Below are 18,775 nucleotides of genomic sequence, written 5' to 3'. Positions count from 1 at the left end.
GTGAATAACAATAATAAAGGATGTCACCATGCAGGCGCTGTTACTTAGCCTCACTTTAGCTGCTATTCTGGCTTATCTATGGTATGCCAGTTTACTTAAAAAACGCACTTCAGCCATTGAAGCGCTAAAAGTGATCGACTCAAAAATCGATAGACGATTAACGCTGTTTACCGAATTATGTCGTGAAAGACAGTCATATCAACATCCCTTAACCGCTGAACAGCAAGCGCAACTTGCCCACTTAAAACACATACAACCCCAGCATGATTGGAACCAACCCATTGAAGAGTCAAATGTGGCTGGTGGCTCATTGTCAGTGTCTATTGCCGCCTGGCAACAAATCGATCAAGGGTTAGAGTCACTGCTGTCGACGGTAAATAAAGACAAGCTATGCACTGAACAATTGGCCGAGTATTTACAGCTTGAACTTGATTTTGTACATGCCGAAGATTTTTATCGCAAAGCCGTGGATGAGTTAAACAGTGGGGTAAAAATTTTTCCTGGGTCGGCAGTGGCAAAATTTGCGCGGATTGCCCCGATGCCCATTTTTGACCAAGTGCAGGAATAAGCCCATGTTATGGCGTAATAGTTTGGCGCTTTTACTTACCGGCACTGTGTTGCTGGGAATAACCGCAGAAGCCAAACAAGTGGTTTATCCTGAGGTTGAAGATGTCGTTAAACCGAAAATTAAAGCCAAATACATTGAAGAACGGCCTGAGCAAAAAACGCAACGCTCATTACAGCCATCAGCCGTAAGCGAACCCGCGCTTGAGCATGTTAATGCGATTGAACAGCCCCCTGTTACGTCGCTCAATGATCAGCTTGTACTCGATAATAGCTATGTTAATGATACTTCTAGACCTCGCACCTTAACCAACGACTATCCGCTAAAAAAATCCTCAACAACACCAAATAAACTCAGAGTTAAAGCGCAATATTCTGAAAACGGTATTGTGAGCGATCTTGGCGTTGAAAAACGTAAAGTGTACCAATATAAGCAAGCTAACGGGATTATGGTATTTAGTGATCAGCAACCGTTAGATGCCGACTATCAAGTGTTGTTGTACGAGTGCTTTGCCTGCCGACCAGACTCCACCATCGACTGGTATAAAATCCCGTTATTTACGTCGCACTTTGCTACCGATGTGGCGTTAGCCGCACACAGATATCAGTTAGACCCAGCATTAATTAGAGCCGTGATTCATGCAGAATCTGTGTTTAAGCCTGGCGCCGTTTCAAAAGCGGGTGCTAAAGGTTTAATGCAATTAATGCCCGGCACCGCCAGTGACATGGGCGTAGACAATCCATTAAATGCCCAGCAAAATATTCGTGGTGGTAGCCGTTATTTAGCACAGCTATTAGCCCAATTTAATGGTGATTTAGACCTAGCGTGCGCCGCGTACAATGCTGGCCCAAGCACCGTCACCCAATACCGTGGCATTCCGCCATACCCAGAAACTCAAGCTTATGTGAAGCGCGTAAAAATATTATTCAAACGCTACCAAAAAGCATTAGCCAGTTAATCGAGGTCATATGAAATATCTTATCCACAAAGCAGCGCCAAAGCGCGTCAAACTCAGCCCTAAGAGCGGTTACTGTTTAGCGGGCCTAGCAGGGTTATTAATTCTAGGTGCGGCCACGGTTCCTGCTATGGCGGCAACCCCAGCAACATCAGTTGCACCATCGCAAGAAGACATGCGCTTATACGACATTGCTAATGCGCCACAAGCACAGCGCATTGAGCAAGATATTCGTACCCTGGTTGATTTTGGCACTCGTCATACCTTATCTGACACGCAGTCAGACACCCAGGGTATTGGCGCAGCAAGACGCTGGATAGAAGCCGAGTTTAAGCGAATTTCAACACAGTGTGGTGGCTGTTTAGAGGTTGTTACCGTAGCCAAAACGGTTGAAGGCAAGCGTATCGCCAAGCCAACAGAAGTGGTCAACGTTATCGCGATTCAACGCGGTAAAACAGATCCTAAGCGTGTGGTGATGATGAGCGGTGATATTGATTCGCGTGTTACCGACGTGCTGGATGCCACTTCTATTTCACCAGGCGCAAACGACAATGCCTCCGGTGTGGCAGGCGCATTAGAAGCTGCACGGGTGTTATCTCAATATCAGTTTAACGGCACCATAGTATACGCGGCCTTGTCGGGTGAAGAGCAGGGCCTATACGGCGGCAATATTTTAGCCGACTATGCCAAAGCACAAGGCTGGCAAGTGCAAGCTGTGCTCAATAACGACATGATAGGCAACATTGCCGGCATTAATGGCGTGGTCAATAACAGCAGTGTGCGAGTGTTTTCGGAAGGTGTGCGCTTTGCCGAAACCGCCGACGAAGCAAAAGAGCGTTATTTTAGTGGTGGGGAGAACGATTCTGCCTCACGTAATTTAGCCCGTAAAATTAAATCATTAGCCGACCAGTACATGACGAACCTTGACGTTATGTTAGTGTATCGCCTCGACCGATTTGGCCGTGGTGGGCATCATTTACCGTTTAATCAAGCCGGTTTACCAGCGGTGCGCATTATGGAAACCAACGAGCATTACGACCGCCAACATCAAGATATTCGGGTTGAAAACGGCATTGCTTACGGTGATGTGATTGAAGGGGTCGATTTTGACTTTACCGCCAAACTCACCGCATTAAATGCAATTAGTTTAGCCGCACAGGCGTGGGCACCAGCGCCGCCAACTAAGGTGAGCATTGAAGGTCAGGTGTCACCCAGTACTACGCTAAGTTGGCAAAAAAGCACTGATGACACGGTAGTAGGTTATCGGGTGTATTGGCGCTCAACGACCGCGCCAGAATGGACTCACAGCCGTTATGTTGGCAAAGTGGAAACATTTACTTTAGATAATCTAGTGATTGATAATTACTTATTTGGCGTAGCAAGTGTTGCTGCCAACGGTAATGTCAGCCCAGTGGTATTTCCTGGGGCGGCAGGCGCGTTTTTTAAGTAATCATTTTAAGTTTGTTATTAAAAAGCCCGGAGCATTAACATGCACCGGGCTTTTTTATTATCTAATGGAGGCTACTCGCCGACTTCCCATTTTACTGTTGTGTAACCGTCAGCATGGCCTAATAAAGGCGCTAAATACTCTAATGCTTCTTTAGCCATGTCATCCATTTGCCACGGCGGATTAATCACCCATAAGCCAGCGGCGGTCATGCCAAATTCATCGCTATCGGCATTAATGGCTTGCTCAATACGCAGTTGCTTTTTAATGCCGCTATTTTTAAGCAGTGTCAGCATGGCTTCAGTTTGCTCACGTTTTACCACCGGATACCACAACATAAAAACACCTGTTGCAAAGCGTTTGTGGGCTTTAATCAGCGTGTTCGCAACATCAATATAATCGGTTTTAATTTCATAACTTGGGTCAATTAAAATCACCCCTCGGCGCTCAAGAGGTGGCACCGCCGCGATTAACCCAGCTAAACCATCGTCGTTAATCACTTTGACTTGCTTGTCTTGAATAAAATAACTTTCAAGTAGCTCATGGTCGGTTGTGTGTAGCTCGTGCAACACCATTCTATCTTGCGGGCGTAATTCCACGTCAACAATTGCCGGCGACCCAGGGTAAACCCTCAGCTCACCGTCATATTCAGCATTAAAATGGCGCACAGTCTCAACATAATCGGCAAGGGCGATTGGGAGATTTTTGTGGTCCCATAATTTAGCTACGCCTTCTAAATACTCGCCGGTTTTTTGCGAAAACTCATCCGTTAACGAATACGCGCCAGCGCCTGCATGAGTGTCGATATACACATAAGGTTTTTCTTTTTTCTGCATGGCTTTTAATGCTTGGATGAGCATTGAATGTTTAAGCACATCGGCATAATTGCCTGCATGGTAACCGTGGCGATAACTAAGCATGGGCGTTTCCATTAACGAATGAACAGTAAAAACTGTGTAATACCATCATTATAAGTTTTCTCAGGCGTGAGGTATAGGTATTCACTGGTGATGGCTTTTGGCATAATGAGGTAGTTTTTATTTTGGCATGGTATTTATCTTGTTGCAGACACCTATCTTTTTTAATCAGCAGTACCCAACATTGGTGGATATCGCTACTCGCTGGCAACTCGTGTGGGACAAAGACGCCGCATTTGAATTGCGCTTTGAGCAAAACTGTTTGAGTTTGTACAAACGAGATGAACCCAAATTAGATGGTATTAACGTTGATTTTGTCTCAGGTGCTGTGGCACACCGGCGCAAATTTGGTGGTGGGCGCGGGCAGTCTATCGCCAAAGCGGTTGGGTTAAAGCAAGGTGTAACGCCAACGGTTGTCGATGGCACAGCAGGTTTAGGCCGCGATGCATTTGTATTGGCAAGCCTGGGCTGCAAAGTGATTATGGTTGAGCGCCACCCTGTGGTTGCCGCACTATTAGAAGACGGCCTACGTCGCGCCTACGAAGACGCCGAAATTGGCGAGTGGATGCAGGATTTGATGAGTCTGTTTCATGGCTCAAGCCTTAATGCACTAGCAGATGCTGCGCAATCCTCTGGTACAGAAATAGACGTAGTGTATTTAGACCCAATGTACCCACATCGCGAAAAGTCAGCATTAGTTAAAAAAGAAATGCGCGTATTTCAAACCTTAGTCGGTGCCGACCTCGACGCCGACGGCTTATTAGCCCCGGCAATGGCACTGGCCAGCAAGCGTGTAGTCGTAAAACGCCCTGATTACGCTGAAGATCTCGACGGGATAAAACCCAGTATGGTATTAGCCCAGAAAAAAAATCGCTTTGATGTGTACGTGAAAGCCGCGATGAAATAGTGGTGTTTAAGTAGTAGTGCTTAAGTTTTAACAATTTTGTCGCTGAACCCATACATTGACATAATGCACCCATAGTTTGACAAATTTAACCCATTCAATGACATTTTGTTTTATATATTATTGATTCATGAATTAAAAATGTTTAACTCCAGTGTGGTTTTTTGTAGCTTTAAGAGGGATTCGATGAAAAATGAGCTACCAGATATATATGTAAAATTAGTCAATATATTTATATTTTTGTCTTGGGTCGCTACAACCTCGGTAGTAGTGCTAGCACTATTTTCAAACTCCAGTACGAGTCAACTCGTAGTAGGACAAATAATTGAAAATTGGAGTACGACAATCTTACCAATTGTCTCAATATCTATTGTTTGTGGTTTTCCTTGGTTTAAACTTATCTTAACTGAATTCGACATCTGTCATGTTCCGCGAAAGATCGGCTTTTCAATATTTTCATTTTGTATCGCACTTTTTTTCTATGAACCTATTTCTAAAGCGCCTGCTGAAGGTGTTGTTTACAACACATTATTCTGTGTGTTGTTGATATTGATTGTGTATCCAATTACACGAATATTAAACCTCAACGAGGCTAATCCCTAATAAAGCCATTTTACATATTTACACATGCTGTCATATTTTCGAGGTAGGCATGAGACCTGATCCTGCTTTTAACTTCGTTTGTAGCCTGCTCACGTATTCTTTTGTAAGGAGTCTTCAACGGCCTCAAGTTCCGAGATGAATTAAAATAAAAAACTCACTCGTATCTTCGCCAAAGTGTGCTTCAAATATGGCCTGTGACCACTAACATCATGGCGCTTCGCTCATCGTTACACTTCATCTATAACTGGCTTACAAATGTCGGGCAATATCCTGTGCCAACCATGTCTCCCACCTTTATGTAGTGTGTACTGTGTAAAAAACAGCTGTAATGTTTTTTGGCGTGTTTTAAATTGAATTGGCTAATAAGCAAACTAAAGTCGTACGAAAAATTAATCGAGAATGCTGTAACGCATTGAAATTAAATGTTTTTTATTTTTGTCGAATATTGAGTCCACTTTTAAAAATGCCTTAAAAATGGGTGGCAAGATTTTATTTAGCAAGATTTTATTTAGGTTGGCAACGGGTGATAAAATGTTTATTTCGCTTTATCCTTTTACATACTTGTTTTGGGTCAGTGGATTGAGTTGCTAAATCATCGACACTTATATTTTGAGAATAAGTGCCTCGAGAGCCTATGTTTTGACGCTCAGAACTTGAGGTATCAGTAGTTTGCAAATGCGCACAGCCGGATAAAAACATGATGATTGCTGCAAGGGTATAAACTTTCATTGTGTATTCCTAAATATTAATTGATAGCGTGATTACGTCTGTTTAAGCCGCTTATCTTTTTGATTTGCTTGAGTCCGTTAGGGCTGAGTAAATTAGGCTGTGAAAATGCTACTGACTCGGCCTTTAGAATGGCTTGGCCTAATGCATAGAATTGCTTAATCGAAGGGAGCATTGTTGTTTTGCTCCCTCGTTTTCATGAGATTAAGCGTCTACAAAAATCACTTCACCAGTAATAAAACCATCGACAGAACGTTCAAACGCTTTGCCAACTAACTTGCCTGGTACTGGCTCAAACCCTGGCATCATTTCGCCATACACATCCCACGCTTCAGTTAACACCGTTGGGTTAACCACATTGATGCGGGTGTTTCTTGGCATTTCATAGGCGACGCACTTTACAAAGGTATCAATGGCGCCGCTGGTGGTGGCATCGGCAATCGCAAACGGAATAGGCTTAATATTTAATATGCCGCTAATTAAGGTAAATGAGCCGCCATCAGCAATGTATTTTTGGCCAATCCGTACTAGGTTAATTTGGCCCATCATTTTGCTCATGACAGTGGTCATCCACTGCGCTTCTGTCATTTCTACAAATGGCGCGTATTCACAAACGCCAACGGTATTAACCACAGCATCAAAGTGACCGACTTTTGCATATAGAGCCTCAATCGATTGCTCATCGGTAATATCGACAATGTGGTCGACGTTGCCAGAGCGGCCCGCAGTGATAACCTTATGCTTACCTAAGCCAGATAACGCTGCTTGACCCATTTTGCCTAGTGCACCAATTAAAATTACTGTTTTCATTTTTGTTTCCATCTATTGAGTTAACTTGATGGGTAGACTTTAGCGAATGAGTAAAACAATTAGAAACAATCGTTAATTGTAAGTGATACAAGTTATACTTGTTAATGGTTAGCGGAGTGGGCCAGCGATGATGTATGAAGGATAAATTATGAGTAAATTAGACCGATTAGACTTAAAACAATTGAAGGTTTTTCAGGCGCTTATGCGTGAGGAGAATGCGTCTAAAGCTGCAAGTCAGCTCGGTTTGACTCAACAAGCTGTTAGTGAGCATTTGAAAAAACTCAGAGACGTCTTTGATGACAGGTTGTTTGTTAGGAAAACAAATGGCTTTGTGCCAACGCCTTTTGCTGAGGAATTATCGGTTGGGGTTGATAAGCTGCTGATTGATTTCAACTCATTAATATCAACCAAAACCTTTATTCCACATAAGGCCAAAGGCACTTTTACTATTTCTGCGACAGATTATGCGCAGCAAATTGTTCTGCCTATGTTGATTGCCAAACTCAGGGTTCAAGCGCCCAACTTAAAGCTGATTGTGCAAGATTTTGAGATAGATAAATTGCATGAACAAATGGAAAGCGGAAAGGTGAATTTGGCTATCGCGTTTCCTGATTATATTCCTGATAGTTATCGCGTTATTAAGCTGTTTGAAGAACGCCATGTTTGTGTGACTTCAACCCATTCAACAATATCAAAAACAATACCTTCGTTAGCTGAGATAGCCCAATATCCTACCATTATTGCGTCACCGTCTCGGCCCAACTTTAAAGGTTCTATTGATGATTGGTTTGCGCAATTTGGTTTACAACGAAACATAGTTGTATCTGCGCCCTGTTTTTCGGTGGTGCCTATGTATCTTGAAACAACCGACTCAATTGCTTTTTTACCCTTACGAGCGATTAAAGGGTTAGATGTAGTCACCCTTGAACTTGAGCAATCGCCGGACTGTTTTGATGTGATTGCCGCTTGGCATCCGCGCTACCACGACGACCCTTTGCAAAAGTGGGTGATATCGTTACTTGATGTTGAATAATGAGCTGAGTTAGCAGAGTATCAATAGTATGTGGTTACAACTAAAAGGCATACAATGTGCGCATAAACATAAAATATTATGCGTCTTTTGCAAATTAATACGTCTTAATTAACCTGTTAAATTTCGATTAATTCTAGATTAGGGCGATATTCTTATGTTGGCAGAATGGCAAAAACATAAAACGCAGCTTCGATCCTATGTGGCAAAGCGTATCGATGACGTTGATGCTGTCGATGATATTTTGCAAGATGTGTACATCAAAGCCAGCATTAATTTACACCAATTGAAGTCTGCAGGCAGTTTAAAAGGGTGGCTATACCGTATTGCACATAACACCTTGATGGACTTTTATCGGACCCGGCAGCATTTTGATGAATTGCCTGACAATTTAGTCGCACAAGAGCAAGATAGCGGTGCAGAGGCGCGTGCAGAGTTAGCCGAATGCTTACGTCCACTGATTGATGAACTGCCTGAAAAGTACAGTATTCCTTTACGTTTAGCCGAGTTAGAGGGCATGCCACAACAGCAGATCGCCGATCAACTTGGCTTGTCTCTTTCTGGCGCTAAAAGTCGTGTACAACGAAGCCGAGTTAAATTTCGCGAACAGCTAATGGCCTGTTGTGATTTTGAAATTAATGAGCACGGCATTTCAGGCTATTCAGTCAAAGATCCTAAACGTTCTTGCCGCTAACACTCCCTTTAATATCGCAATAAATATGCTTGTATGTTGTCGATGTTTATCGTTTATTGATGTGCGCTTGGGTATCATCAATAAACGATAGCGCATGTGCGTACAATGGGTCGCTTAATCAACCAATGCTAACGAGTCTAAAATACCCTGGCCGCTGTGGATGCCTCCTTCGCCTTCATTCGCGGGTTTGCTGCGAACTAAATAGCCTGCATATCCATCTAACGTTGTAGCCGGAACATCATTAAAGGTGACCGTAAACAGCCCTATTTCGCTTACAAGATTATCAATATAGGTTTGTTTACTATTTCTTATTGCCATGGTCGGCACTTCGCGCTCACGCGGGTATAAGCGTTGCATTAATGCCCAGGCATCGTATTCTTTAGGCGGAAGTTGCTTGAGCTTATGACTGATGTCTTCTCCAAAAATACAATGTCCGCCGCCTTCGCCTTGATTTTTCAATACCCATTGTTGTTTATTGGCTGTGGTGTTGAACCACGTAATGGTGTCGGTATTCACGGGTTTCATTTCTGCCAATACACTTTTTATCAGCATGGCTTCTTCAATACTGAGCCCCCAACGCCCATAGTTAGTTGCAGGCATCATTGTCAGTCGCATCTGGATTGTTTTACTGGTGGCTAATTGCTGGCTTATGGTGGCGTTCATGGCCACATTATGTTGCTCTATAAATAGGCGTGTTTGACTTAATGTGTGGCAGCACTCGTGTTGGTCCATGTCGGGAGCATAATAGTCAGCGTACTGATATCCCGCCCGTAAATAGACCACATCAATGCCACCAACACCTTGTAATATTAGCCGTTGGTTTTCGCCGCTAGAAAGCTCAGTGCTAAGCTGTTCAAAAGTGCGTCTAACGGTACGTATGCCGAGTCGTTGAAGCTCAATTTCGAGTAAATGCTGGTCATACACATTATCTTCATTTTTTTGTATCACCATCATAAATGTCGGTTTACCTGCGTCGCCAGCCTCATTTTTTACCTTGAATGCGGCAACTGTGATGCCAGAGGCCAATTGGGTGAGCGCGGTATTTTTTTCAGGTATTGCCGAGGGGTTTTCGGCCCAATCTTGATAAGTGTGTGGCCACTGCTGTTGAATATACAGGTGTAATTCTGCCGCTTTTTGGCCAAATGGTGCCATGCCAGCGGCAATACCATTGAACTCAACGACTTTAGCGCCGTGTTGCTCATCATCCATATAGTCGGTACGCATTAACAGTAGTGGCTGACGCACAACGCTCTTTTGGTTATTAATATCACCATGTGCTTGATGATGTAGTTGGATTAAATGGCCAATAAAAGGATCAGCTTTAGCTACATCACTGAGTGAGGCTTGCAAAAAATCATGGTCTCCAGACACACGATTAATGAGTTTTGCCACCAACGGGGTCACGTTGCGCAAATGCTGATATACATTGCGCTTCATTGTCATAGGCGCAATGCTAAATGGGCAATGTCGTGCGCTGTTATCCAAATTTAGTGGGGTCAGGGTAAACTTTTATAAAAAGTAAATTGAAACCCTGATTTTTTAAAACGTTTATGTCCATAAATGCGTTAGATTTTTCAGTAACAAACAAGGTTGAATCGAAGATACCCATACGGCGGATGCAATCGCGGCTATGACCTTCGAAAACATGGATGTTTTCGTAGAGCGCCCAGGGATGGGGTTACCGCGTGTCATAGAAGTGATTGCATTGAGTATTGATACCTAGTGGTAAAACAAACACCTGGATCCCGGCTCAAGAGCATTGCCGGGACGACGTTAGAGTTGAGACGACAAGAAGTTAGTTTTCAAGCTTTTGCCCATAAATGCGTCAAATCTTTAAATAACAAACAAGGTTAAATCGAAGATAACTATACGGCGGATGTAATCGCGGCTATGACCTTCGAAAACATGGATGTTTTCGCAGAGCGCCCATGGATGGGTTTACCGCGTGTCATAGAAGTGATTTCATTGAGTATTGATACCTAGTGGTAAAACAAACACCTGGATCCCGGCTCAAAAGCATTGCCGGGACGACGTTAGAGTTAGGACGATATTAAAGTTAGGACCATGAGACAGTAGCTAACATGCCTTTATCCATTTTCAAGTTAGTATGGCCAGCACATTTCTGCCCCAAAACGAGTTTAAGATTGGTATATCTTGATGTTAAAAATGGGTGGCTCGCTTTTGGCTACTCGCAGGTATCTTCAATGACTTGTTGTGCTATCACAGTATTCTCACTATTTTAAATGGTTAACCTATACAGAGATCCACTTATCAATCGATAACAGAATCACTTTCATATATAACGTGGTAGAAATCGTTTTACTCGGTTGTACGTTGTCCAATAGCATTATGACGAGAGAGCATGCTTAAAGACGCAAAAAGATGGAAAGATTTTGTTAGGTTGAGTCTTTGTAAGACATGGTTTAAGTCTAAGTTTTGCAGTATGGTGATGTGTCGATATTAAGGAGTGCAACATGAGTGACAAAATGAGTGAGTCTGCATTGCAGGCATTAAAAATTGCGTTTACTTATATGCCTAAAGCAATTGAAGTCACTAAGTATGAGTATGGCGATAATTACCAAAAAACATTAGATCATATTGAAACCGTCAGGGAGATGTTATTGATCAATGATGTCGACCCAGAAGAGGTGTACGGCGACATTAATCCTGAAAGTACGCCTAATTCAACGTATTGATAAAATGTAACAAGCTATGGATTTAATCATAGCTTGTTAGCAAACTCTCAAGTCACCACTGTTACGCGACAGACTGCTCTACTGGATGGGCGTTACCATCATGTTTTGGATGATAAAGCTTAGCAAACATCTTCATGAGTGATTCGCGGCGGATAACACCACATAAACGGCCGTTTTCAACTACAGGGTAAACACTCGGAACCGCAGCAGAAGCTTCACGTAGGCGCTCTTCATAACTCTGATAACCACCACTGATATACATGCCTGAGTCGGTTACAGGGAAAAGCTTTTTCTTATCGACCACCATAAACTCAAGCAATTGGGCGACGTTTTCAGTTGGCGCTACGGTGAGCATTTTAGTTTGCATCACCTCTTTGATTGTAGTGGGTAAGGTGGCAGAAAACTCTTCTGACCACAGTGAACGCAGTAAATCTTGCTCTGAAACAAAGCCCAATAACTGATTATTTTGGTCAACAACCGGCGCACTGCGAATACTTTTGGCTGCGAGTAAATCAAGTGCTTGGTAAATCGTGTTATCAAGGTTAAGTGTGTCAGGGTTAGTGTCCATTAATTCGCTAACGATAAGTTTGTCAATTTTGGTTTCCATGGTTAAGTCCTTATGACTGGTATAAGAGTGAGTTGATGTAATGGTTGCTGACTGAAACTGCGAAGATGCCGATAAAAGCTGTTGCTGCGCTTGAGTCCAGTCTTGTTGGCGGGTACTGTCTTGCCTAATAGGGCTAATGTGTAGTTGTGTTATGTGATCGCTGCCTGGATTGCGATCGTTAATCCAAAAATACCCAAGGCCAACAAACACCGCGCCGCCAACAATGTTGCCAAGGGTGACCGGAATTAAGTTGTGCGCTATAAAATTGCTGATGGTGAGGTCGGAAAAGGCTTGGGGAACCACGCCTAATGCCATGAAGTATTCGCTGCCAATAAAGTGCTCAATAGCAATCCCCAGCGGCACCATAAATAGGTTAGCAATGCTATGTTCAAAGCCGCTTGATACAAACATCGCCACTGGCAATATCAATAATATTGATTTGGCTAAGGCGTCTTTGCAGCTAAAGGTCATCCACACCCCTAGGCACACCAATAAATTACATAAGGTGCCTAGTGCGAAGGCTTGGCTCCAATCATGGTGAATTTTATGTTGTGCGACATGCAATGCGTTGAGACCCCAAGCGCTGCCGTTTAGGTCATACATCTTAGACATCATCACTAATAGCAATATCAACATTGCGCCACAAAGGTTGCCTAAATAAACCCTTGTCCAACAAGCTAATAATTGTTTGGTGGTGACGCGTTTTTGCGCCCAGGCAATTGCGCTTAATACGGTGCTGGTAAACAATTCTCCTCCGAGCACCACAACCAGAATTAAGCCTAAGCTAAACGCGATACCACCGCTAAACCGCACCAGCCCCCACGAGCCAGGTGCCGCTCCTGTGGTCACGGTGAGATAAAACACAAAGGCCAGTGCTATGAAGGCGCCAGCAAATACAGATAAGCCAAATGATTGGGCAATATGCTTTGTCACTTTGGCGTGGCCATATTCGGCGGCTTTTTCAAATGGGCTCATCTCGGCAGTGTTATTAACAACGGCAAGATGGCTAACAGTTCGAGTCGCCTCATGGGCGTTAAACGATTTCATGACGCCCCCTGTAAAATATTACAGGCACTTAGTTGTGGCGATAGGCTATGACTTACATGCATTGATAACTCCTTAATGTGGTTTCTGAATTGTCGAGTTATCTTCAGATTACACATTTAAAAGTTAAATAATATTGAGTGTTTATGAAGCTCAGTATCAATAAAACTGATGGGTGTTAAGACTAAAGGGCTTTCTTTTGCTGTTGTTTAATGAGTACTTGCTTTACCAAAAGAGAACCGACAGTTTTTTTGATTAACTATTGGCTTTTAAAGCCATATTTGATGTCGTGAATGCATAGCGTGATAAGCAGTATCAATTTTGTCGATATGTACGCGTGAATGGTTTTATTAAAGTGACGCTCCAGAGGGGGCTTCTTTTAAATGGTATTTTGCCCTACTTTATTTTTATGCCCGAAAGGTTATGATACATAAAGGTTAAATCATGGTTAAAGGAATAACATGTATCGCTTGTTGCTCATCCTCATTAGTGTGATTAAATCACCTCTAGAGCCTCTAGCTTGACCAAACAATACTCTAAACCTTAACTTTGCCTAATTTATAGGTCCCAGCTGAACACCAATAATATCGATAGACCATTTAATTGGAGTGTTAAATGAGATTGAGCGGAACGTCAAAAACTAAAGAGTCTAAGTATAATTCGACTGTGGGGCTATTTATTAGTCTCGGTATGTTGCTTGTTGTGTTCATGGCATTTGATTTTTCTGAAATGCATGGTGCGGGTAAAGTGTTTATGATTTTTTGGGTAGGTGGTGTTTGTGCTCAAGTATATCAATCTTACCGGAACTCCATATTTTCAAATAAAAGTCTGCATCATGAAGAGACTGATCACGATTTACAGCTAGAAGATGTTCACCATCGTTCACCTGTAAACGTTAAAAAAGGTAACGATTTCGCTGTAAAGTTACGAGATTTGGAGCAACTATATCTTGATGGTTTACTCACCACCGCAGAGTATGAAGCTAAAAGAAAAGATATATTGGATGAAGATTGGGGCCGTTAATTTATACTCACTTATCGGCGGTTTAGTGTTGGTCTCAGGTTTTGCCTGGCAAGGTGATGGAGAAACAAGTGCAAGTGTTAACTGTGTGTTTAAGTGGTGTGTTATTGCTGATGTCTGTTTCTGTCGCAGCGTCTGAATTACTCAAGCGCGATATCAGTGAGATTATCTCTAAAGCGGAGTTTTTGTCTTATGACAATGTTGCAGACTTTATTGAGCACTCGCCTAAAGTCACTGTGTTTGTGGCGCCTGAAGCTGATGATATAGAACAATACGGCAGCGATGTGATGAAAACCCTAACCGGCTCTGACTGTGACAGAGACGGTAAAATGGACAGCAACCCAGAGTGCAATGCGGTGTTTTATAAACTGTGGATGAAATATCAACGATAGTGTTTGTTACATTGCTATTCCACAGCGGGTAATAAAGCATCTTGGATGGCCATAGCATCAAATTGAGCTAAACCATTATTGATAATGTCGCACCACTTTTTACCTTCGGGAGTATTATTAAACGTGATATGCAAGGTTTTGTTTTGCAATGTTTTGGGGTTTACTTGTAGCTGGTGAGCTATTTTGGCGACTTGCGGATCAGACTTTAGGTATTCAAATACGTTTATATCCATGATGATGGCGTCAATTCGGCCTTTTGCAAGTTTTAGGATATTTTGTTTTTCATCGATGCCCGTTTCAAATTTTTGGCTGCCATTGGCAATCATTTCATCTATTTCTACCGTATTGATATAGCCTTTTAGTACGCCTAATTCATACTGATTTAAATCACTCACCTGGTCCCAGATTATCGGATTATTTTTACGCTCAATTAATACTATTGGGCTTGCACCTATTGGGTTTGAAAACAGCAATCCATTGGCGGGATTAAAATAAGTAGGGTAATACCCCACAGTTTGGCCGGTGGTGACTGTTCGAGCAGCACGGTTCCAGGGTAACACGGAGATGGCAAGTGTGTGGTTTTCAAAGCTTAATGCTTGGCTAATGATTTTACTGTTGATGCCTTGTTCGGGTAGGTTACTGCCTGAAAATGGCGGCCACTCGAGCGTTGACAGCTCTAATGTGTCGGCGACAAGCTCACCTGGTAAGCACAATGCAATCAAGGTACATAGACATAAATTTTTCAGTTTCATCGATACCGTAATCATCATCTTTCAACAGACCCTAATGAGTAAGCATTAACACAATTCAGTATAGGCATAAATGTATTGCTGTAATAAGACTTTTATACGGAACAGATTACTATATAAATCAGTTGCTAAGCTTTCGGGTTATCGTAAATAAAAATCACTAAAGATAAAAAAGTTGGAGTAAATGCTTAAAACGTTTGTGTACAGTAAACCGTTTGTTGTCCAGCTTATCGATTCTTCTGCCATCTATCCTATTGTGGATATCGACATTCTTGTTTATGAGTTATTTAAACAAACCGTTAAATAATGAGTCTGTTAAGCAGGTAAACAGGCCTTTTTTTAGACTTGCATTGTTTTTTATCTGCTCTATGTTGAGTGCTCAGTTGTAAAAAAATGCATGGATGCATTAACAAAAATATAAATAATTGCTAACAGTAAACTTGATACTGTGGCAGATAAAAAAGAGGACAACTCATGAAAAAGTCGATTTTTTTGCTGTTAGCTGGTTTATTCAGTTGTGCAGCACAGGCCGCTGTCGGCGGTTACCCAGTTGTATTAGTACATGGCTTTCAGCCGGATAACTTACAAAGCAAACCTGTTGGGGCACAGGTGAGCAATAATGGTGCTGATTATTGGGCGCAATACTGGCGCGATAGAGCTGACGAGCGGATTGATTGGCCGTCGCAAGAGCGTATAGCCAATAAGATCACCAGCCAGTATGTATGGCCAAAACTACAGCAAATGTCGCGCGACGGCACCTGTGTTAATGGCTGTGTGTTTGTGAGCCATTCAACAGGCGACTTAGTAACACGATATATTATCGATAACCAGGCATTGTGGTTACAAAATGCTGGTCTACAGCCGCTTAATATTGTGGCAACGTTCGACTTCGCGGGGGCGGGCGGCGGTGTTGAGCTTGCTGACTTAGCGGTCAATGTGGCTAATGGTTCAGGTTTAATTAATTCAGCGGTTAAGCTTGCTGTGTCGTTATGGCTTGGTGCTACGCCAACATCATCTAACATTGGGGTGTTAAATGATTTACGGGTGAATACGGCACGTCAATTAGCTTCTTTTCCAGACAGTCGAGTGCCGCGTTTACGTTTTGCTGGTGCAGGTTCTGACTTTTTAGGCTCGACTGGGGCTTTTTTACCGGGCGAAGATGACGGCGTGGTGGCGAGCCATTCAAGTTGTGGGGCAGCCTCAGCAACCAGTTATGACAGTTGCTCACGCAGTGTGGCATTTGACGGCAAGTTAACCACGGTTAGTGGGCCAACTGCATTTATGCCTTACCATTATCCGATGTTGATGAGTGAAGGCTACAGCCACAATGACACCATTGGCAGTAGTGCTAAAGATGAAGTGACTACCGCTAATAATAGCTCAGTTTTCTTAAATGGTGACAACATCAAGTTTACGACCTATGACGAAAAACGTGGCTGGTGGATTTTTAGTTCGCGTTATAGAGTGGTGAGTAACTCTAGTCGAACCAGCATGTCGTCATTGGTTTACCAGGCTGCAAATTAGTCCCAACTCAATGCGGGTTTAGCTATTATGAAGCATAAAAAAATTATCAGTATTGTTGCCCTGCTTGGTGGATGTGCAGGATATTGGTATTTATTACCTGAGCCATCTCCCTCGCTGGCTAAGGTGGTTGTTCCAAAACAACAAACTCCAATCGTGAATCATCAATCCAGCGCGGTAAAGCCGATGCAGTCTAAGCAAGCTACTGTCAAAGAAACCGTACCTGAGACGGTGAACGAGCGTTTTTCAATGCTTGCTAAAGCTTATGCACAAGAACTATCTTTGCCCGCATATTCGGTGCCGCTTGGGGTAGAGGATGTTCATTTGCTAAACCCTAATCGTTATGTACCACAGCCAGTGATGCTAGAGGGCGGCGCAAGTGCGAGTATTGTTATGCCTAAATATCGCTTTAGCTTTCCTGAGCCTGTCACGGTGACGTTAGAGGTTAATGGACTATCGGTTAGTGAGGTTAGCACCGCGATCATCAGTGAAACCGATGCAAGTCAGGTGTTGGTTGAAGGTGAGATGTTAGGGCAAAACGGGCGCTGGACGGTGCAACTCGATGCCACAGAAGAGTGGGATGGCCCTATGTCGGTCAATGTTACCTTTAGTGCTAAAGGTAAAAAGCAGACTTTAACGACGGGCATTGAATATAGCTACCCAACAGCGACGATCACCGGAGTCGGTGAGGTGCGAGCTGAAGGGCATGATATGATAATTCCGCTAAAGCTTGATGTTGAAAAAGCAGGATACTATCGCTTACGAGCTAACTTGTATGACGCTAATCAACAGCCAGTTGCCTTGTTAACGCAGTCTGAAAAATTATCTGAAGGGGCTGTCCAAATGGAGCTTAAAGCTTATAAAGGTGTACTGCCTAAGCAAGATGGAGAGTTTACTTTGGGTAGCTTTGTGCTAGAGCGTCGCCCAGCTGTGCCAGGTGAGTTAACGCGTTATGGTCGCAGTAATGAGGCTAGTTATGAGTTAGGTGTCTTCGCTATTGATCAACTGTCCGATGAGCCATGGCAGCCTGAGGAGCAAGAAATGCAGCGTTTGGAGTTTTTGCAAAAAATGGCCAACGAATAAGCGTTATGATCGGATTATTATCAGCTTACTTTGCTAAAAATACGTTTTGCTTTTATTAAACGGCTGCTTAACTGTTTCTGTGCTTTTAAAGCACTTGGTTGCGGCCGCTATGTTTGGCGAGATATAAGGCTTTGTCTGCACGGCAAAAGAGATCATGCATTGAGTTATCTTCCTTTGTGAGCGAGCTGCACCCAATCGACACTGTAATATTCACCCCAGTACAGGTTTTTGATATATAAAAAGGATGTTGGGCTATTTGGGCTCGAATTCGTTCGGCAATTAACCTGGCGTCATTGTTGTCGGTCATGGGTAAAATCGCGGTAAACTCTTCTCCTCCGATGCGCGATAACGAGTCAGATTGGCGCAATAATTTATCGCAATTTTGGGCAAATTCTTTGAGTATTTCGTCGCCGCCGATATGCCCATAATTGTCATTAATTGCTTTAAAATAATCGATGTCGATCACCAGCAGAGACAGTGGCTGATTAAACCGAATGGCGCGTGCGCATTCTTGTTTAGCGATTTGATGATAGGCCCGGCGGTTGTGTACGCCAGTTAGCTGATCGGTATTAACAAGATTTTCAATATGTTGGTGGGCTTCTTCTAACGACTTTTGCGCATTTTTAAGCTGGGTAATATCAACTCCCAACAGCATAACATGGCCACTGTCGAGGTTTACTCGGGTCATTTTAAACCAGCGACCATCGATCAAATCGGTTTCAAACTCATTTAAAGCCACTTCATCATGGAGCTTATTGAGGTTGGCTAGCCATTGCTCAAAGTCATCGGTATTAATAATTACACCTTGTTTACTTTCCCACGCATGGCGTAATAGCGTGCCTGTATCTTGTCCAATTGCTTGTTCTTTTGTGACGCCAAATATGCTGGCAAAGTGGTTATTACAATAAATGACGGTTCGATTATCATCGAGCACACCAAAGCAGTTAGGGGTGATTTCTAACCCTTCGAGGAAAATAGACTCTAAACAAACGTTTGTGCTTTTTGACATGAA

At 43.0% G+C, this 18,775-nt stretch carries 19 protein-coding genes; 12 read left to right on the top strand and 7 right to left on the bottom strand.

What is annotated here, in order from left to right; all coding sequences use genetic code 11:
* Positions 1-28: 28 nt before the first annotated feature.
* The 3 genes from IEW93_RS01145 (at position 29) to IEW93_RS01135 (ending at position 2,970) form a co-directional block, all read left to right on the top strand.
* Positions 29-568 (top strand): hypothetical protein, encoded by a 540-nt coding sequence (locus IEW93_RS01145; protein WP_188736021.1) that lies wholly within the window; start codon positions 29-31, stop codon positions 566-568.
* A 217-nt stretch (positions 569-785) separates the two neighbouring features.
* Complete coding sequence (locus IEW93_RS22295; protein WP_373284847.1) at positions 786-1,523, top strand: lytic transglycosylase domain-containing protein; 738 nt, start codon at positions 786-788, stop codon at positions 1,521-1,523.
* Positions 1,524-1,650: 127 nt separating this feature from the next.
* Positions 1,651-2,970: a M28 family peptidase gene (locus IEW93_RS01135; RefSeq protein ID WP_223419979.1), complete on the top strand. Its 1,320-nt coding sequence runs from the start codon at positions 1,651-1,653 to the stop codon at positions 2,968-2,970.
* Positions 2,971-3,041: 71 nt separating this feature from the next.
* Here IEW93_RS01135 and IEW93_RS01130 read toward each other — a convergent pair whose 3' ends face one another.
* Positions 3,042-3,887: a 23S rRNA (adenine(2030)-N(6))-methyltransferase RlmJ gene (locus IEW93_RS01130; RefSeq protein ID WP_188736014.1), complete on the bottom strand. Its 846-nt coding sequence runs from the start codon at positions 3,885-3,887 to the stop codon at positions 3,042-3,044.
* A 127-nt stretch (positions 3,888-4,014) separates the two neighbouring features.
* Between IEW93_RS01130 and IEW93_RS01125 the strand changes: the two genes are divergently transcribed.
* A complete protein-coding gene (locus tag IEW93_RS01125; RefSeq protein ID WP_188736012.1) occupies positions 4,015-4,791 on the top strand; it encodes a class I SAM-dependent methyltransferase in 777 nt (258 codons plus the stop codon).
* Positions 4,792-5,895: 1,104 nt separating this feature from the next.
* Here IEW93_RS01125 and IEW93_RS01120 read toward each other — a convergent pair.
* Entirely contained in the window at positions 5,896-6,120 is a 225-nt protein-coding gene (locus IEW93_RS01120; RefSeq protein WP_188736011.1) for a putative periplasmic lipoprotein, read from the bottom strand.
* Positions 6,121-6,321: 201 nt separating this feature from the next.
* A complete protein-coding gene (locus IEW93_RS01110) occupies positions 6,322-6,927 on the bottom strand; it encodes a short chain dehydrogenase (protein WP_188736006.1) in 606 nt (201 codons plus the stop codon).
* 148 nt (positions 6,928-7,075) lie between these two features.
* Between IEW93_RS01110 and IEW93_RS01105 the strand changes: the two genes are divergently transcribed.
* Together IEW93_RS01105 and sigZ are read left to right on the top strand one after the other, a co-directional pair.
* Positions 7,076-7,960, top strand: a complete 885-nt coding sequence (locus tag IEW93_RS01105) for a LysR family transcriptional regulator (RefSeq protein WP_188736003.1) — start codon at positions 7,076-7,078, stop codon at positions 7,958-7,960.
* 154 nt (positions 7,961-8,114) lie between these two features.
* Entirely contained in the window at positions 8,115-8,651 is a 537-nt protein-coding gene (gene sigZ / locus IEW93_RS01100; RefSeq protein ID WP_188736001.1) for an RNA polymerase sigma factor SigZ, read from the top strand.
* A 114-nt stretch (positions 8,652-8,765) separates the two neighbouring features.
* On the opposite strand, the gene IEW93_RS01095 is transcribed toward sigZ, so the two are convergent.
* The gene (locus IEW93_RS01095) at positions 8,766-10,136 is read right to left on the bottom strand and encodes a glutathione synthetase (RefSeq protein WP_223418938.1); all 1,371 of its coding nucleotides are present in this window, start codon (positions 10,134-10,136) and stop codon (positions 8,766-8,768) included.
* 989 nt (positions 10,137-11,125) lie between these two features.
* On the opposite strand from IEW93_RS01095, the gene IEW93_RS01090 reads away from it, so the two are divergent.
* Positions 11,126-11,347 carry a penicillin-binding protein gene (locus IEW93_RS01090; RefSeq protein ID WP_160052074.1) on the top strand — a complete coding sequence of 74 codons (222 nt, stop codon included), beginning with the start codon at positions 11,126-11,128 and terminating at the stop codon, positions 11,345-11,347.
* Between the two features lie 61 nt (positions 11,348-11,408).
* Here IEW93_RS01090 and focA read toward each other — a convergent pair whose 3' ends face one another.
* Positions 11,409-13,001: a formate transporter FocA gene (focA, locus tag IEW93_RS01085; protein ID WP_188735996.1), complete on the bottom strand. Its 1,593-nt coding sequence runs from the start codon at positions 12,999-13,001 to the stop codon at positions 11,409-11,411.
* A gap of 612 nt (positions 13,002-13,613) precedes the next feature.
* Between focA and IEW93_RS01080 the strand changes: the two genes are divergently transcribed.
* Positions 13,614-14,021: an SHOCT domain-containing protein gene (locus tag IEW93_RS01080; protein WP_188735994.1), complete on the top strand. Its 408-nt coding sequence runs from the start codon at positions 13,614-13,616 to the stop codon at positions 14,019-14,021.
* A gap of 68 nt (positions 14,022-14,089) precedes the next feature.
* Positions 14,090-14,410 carry a hypothetical protein gene (locus IEW93_RS01075; RefSeq protein WP_188735992.1) on the top strand — a complete coding sequence of 107 codons (321 nt, stop codon included), beginning with the start codon at positions 14,090-14,092 and terminating at the stop codon, positions 14,408-14,410.
* 14 nt (positions 14,411-14,424) lie between these two features.
* Here IEW93_RS01075 and IEW93_RS01070 read toward each other — a convergent pair whose 3' ends face one another.
* Positions 14,425-15,162, bottom strand: a complete 738-nt coding sequence (locus tag IEW93_RS01070; RefSeq protein ID WP_223418937.1) for a substrate-binding periplasmic protein — start codon at positions 15,160-15,162, stop codon at positions 14,425-14,427.
* A gap of 181 nt (positions 15,163-15,343) precedes the next feature.
* Here IEW93_RS01070 and IEW93_RS22235 point away from each other — a divergent pair, with 181 nt between their 5' ends.
* From IEW93_RS22235 to IEW93_RS01060, 3 genes are all read left to right on the top strand, one after another.
* Entirely contained in the window at positions 15,344-15,466 is a 123-nt protein-coding gene (locus IEW93_RS22235; protein WP_263283567.1) for a hypothetical protein, read from the top strand.
* Between the two features lie 167 nt (positions 15,467-15,633).
* Positions 15,634-16,683: a hypothetical protein gene (locus IEW93_RS01065; RefSeq protein ID WP_188735989.1), complete on the top strand. Its 1,050-nt coding sequence runs from the start codon at positions 15,634-15,636 to the stop codon at positions 16,681-16,683.
* A gap of 27 nt (positions 16,684-16,710) precedes the next feature.
* Complete coding sequence (locus IEW93_RS01060) at positions 16,711-17,763, top strand: hypothetical protein (RefSeq protein WP_188735987.1); 1,053 nt, start codon at positions 16,711-16,713, stop codon at positions 17,761-17,763.
* Between the two features lie 85 nt (positions 17,764-17,848).
* On the opposite strand, the gene IEW93_RS01055 is transcribed toward IEW93_RS01060, so the two are convergent.
* The gene (locus tag IEW93_RS01055) at positions 17,849-18,772 is read right to left on the bottom strand and encodes a GGDEF domain-containing protein (protein WP_188735985.1); all 924 of its coding nucleotides are present in this window, start codon (positions 18,770-18,772) and stop codon (positions 17,849-17,851) included.
* Between the last annotated feature and the right edge of the window lie 3 nt (positions 18,773-18,775).

The sequence above is a fragment of the Shewanella inventionis genome, from assembly GCF_014641855.1.
Lineage (GTDB): Bacteria > Pseudomonadota > Gammaproteobacteria > Enterobacterales > Shewanellaceae > Shewanella > Shewanella inventionis.
Note: the sequence above shows the minus strand (reverse complement) of the source record. Positions and strands in the feature narration are given on the sequence as shown.